This window comes from Tessaracoccus terricola (assembly GCF_054776555.1).
On the sequence record NZ_BAAHBS010000006.1, the window covers coordinates 2,501 to 5,000 of the forward strand.

The 2,500-nt window shown below is 52.7% G+C and carries 2 rRNA genes (1 of these 2 only partly in view); both read right to left on the reverse strand.

The features are described from left to right. Positions 1–344: ribosomal RNA gene (locus tag ACYU7G_RS15920) — 23S ribosomal RNA — on the reverse strand (its annotated part extends 2,500 nt beyond the left edge of the window); the annotation flags it as partial. Positions 345–519: 175 nt separating this feature from the next. After that, positions 520–2,325 (reverse strand): 16S ribosomal RNA (locus tag ACYU7G_RS15925). Between the last annotated feature and the right edge of the window lie 175 nt (positions 2,326–2,500).

Sequence of the window (2,500 nt, forward strand, 5' to 3'; positions counted from 1 at the left end):
TTCGACGGCTGGCCTTCGCCGGGACCCGATGCGAGATGTAGGATCTACTACGCAGGGGGCGCCGCGGCTGGACCGCCACTACATTTCGGGGACTGCGGGGGGGACGAGCCCCACCCGTAGAGCCCCAACACCGGGCGACGGCAGGCCCCGTAGGGCTAGCCGCGCTCGAGGGAAGAAATGACGCTCGGACAGGCATGCCCGGCAGATTGCTGCCGGGCGCAATGTGCGTTCAAAGATTCGATGATTCACTGAATTCTGCAATTCACATTACTTATCGCATTTCGCTGCGTTCTTCATCGATGCCAGAACCAAGAGATCCGTTGTTAAAAGTTTTGACTTGTTTTTGTTTTGAATCAGAACGTGCAGTACGCTTTTTCAAATTTAGAGTTTGGCGCGGCCGGCGGGGACGGGGAACGGGGACGGCGGCCCGGTGAGGGGCGCGCCGAACCCGAGCCCCGCCTCCCCGCCGAGGCAACGCGCGGCAAGAGGTAAGGTTCACAATGGGTTTTGAAGAGTAACTTCGGTAATGATCCCTCCGCTGGTTCACCAACGGAGACCTTGTTACGACTTTTACTTCCTCTAAATGACCGAGTTTGGACAACTTTCCGGCCCTGAGTGGTAGTTGCCCACCTCTCTGGGCCAGTCCGAAGGCCTCACTGAGCCATTCAATCGGTAGTAGCGACGGGCGGTGTGTACAAAGGGCAGGGACGTAATCAACGCAAGCTGATGACTTGCGCTTACTAGGGATTCCTCGTTGAAGAGCAATAATTGCAATGCTCTATCCCCAGCACGACAGAGTTTAACAAGATTACCCGGGCCTTCCGGCCAAGGAGGTACTCGCTGGCTCTGTCAGTGTAACGCGCGTGCGGCCCAGGACATCTAAGGGCATCACAGACCTGTTATTGCCTCAAACTTCCATCGGCTTGAGCCGATAGTCCCTCTAAGAAGCCGGCGAACTGCCAGAGCAGTACGGGCTATTTAGCAGGTTAAGGTCTCGTTCGTTATCGCAATTAAGCAGACAAATCACTCCACCAACTAAGAACGGCCATGCACCACCACCCACAGAATCAAGAAAGAGCTCTCAATCTGTCAATCCTCACTGTGTCTGGACCTGGTGAGTTTCCCCGTGTTGAGTCAAATTAAGCCGCAGGTTCCACCCCTGGTGGTGCCCTTCCGTCAATTTCTTTAAGTTTCAGCCTTGCGACCATACTCCCCCTGGAGCCCAAGCACTTTGATTTCTCGAAAGGTGCCGAACGCGTCAAATAATAACATCGTCCGATCCCTAGTCGGCATAGTTTATAGTTAAGACTACGACGGTATCTGATCGTCTTCGATCCCCTAACTTTCGTTCCTTATCAATGAAAACATCCTTGGCAAATGCTTTCGCAGTAGTTAGTCTTCAGTAGATCCAAGAATTTCACCTCTGACAACTGAATACTGATGCCCCCGACTGTCCCTATTAATCATTACGGCGGTCCTAGAAACCAACAAAATAGAACCACACGTCCTATTCTATTATTCCATGCTAATGTATTCGAGCATAGGCCTGCCTGGAGCACTCTAATTTTTTCACAGTAAAAGTCCTGTTTCCCCCGCACAGCCAGTGAAGGCCATGGGGTTCCACAGAGGGAAAGGCCCGGCTGGATCAGTGCACCCGGTGAGGGGGACCGGCCAGCCAGGCCCAAGGTTCGACTACGAGCTTTTTAACCACAACAACTTTAATATACGCTATTGGAGCTGGAATTACCGCGGCTGCTGGCACCAGACTTGCCCTCCAATTGTTCCTCGTTAAGGGATTTAAATTGTACTCATTCCGATTACAAGACCCAAAAGAGCCCTGTATCAGTATTTATTGTCACTACCTCCCCGTGTCGGGATTGGGTAATTTGCGCGCCTGCTGCCTTCCTTGGATGTAGTAGCCGTTTCTCAGGCTCCTTCTCCGGGGTCGAGCCCTAACCCTCCGTTACCCGTTGCAACCATGCGAGGACAAGACCCTCGCATCGAAAGTTGATAGGGAAGAAATTTGAATGAACCATCGCCGGCGCAAGGCCATGCGATTCGACCAGTTATTATGAATCACCACAGAGCCCCGAAGGGCGTTGGCTTTTAATCTAATAAATACATCCCTTCCGAAGTCGGGATTTTTAGCATGTATTAGCTCTAGAATTACCACGGTTATCCAAGTAGTAATGTGCTATCAAATAAACGATAACTTATATAATGAGCCATTCGCAGTTTCGCGGTATAATTGCTTATACTTAGACATGCATGGCTTAATCTTTGAGACAAGCATATGACTACTGGCAGAATCAACCAGGTAACTATCGTGAGGCGTCCGAGGACGCCCCCGGGGGGCCACTGGGGCCACCCGGAGAGATTAGTCACTGAGATGAGCGCCCCGGGAGTTCGTCGGCGGCCTGGGCCGGCCGGCGATCCCTGCGGGCTTCTGCTTTCCCCCTCTAAGTTCCCCAGAGGAGAACGGGCGCACGCACCGGCGGCC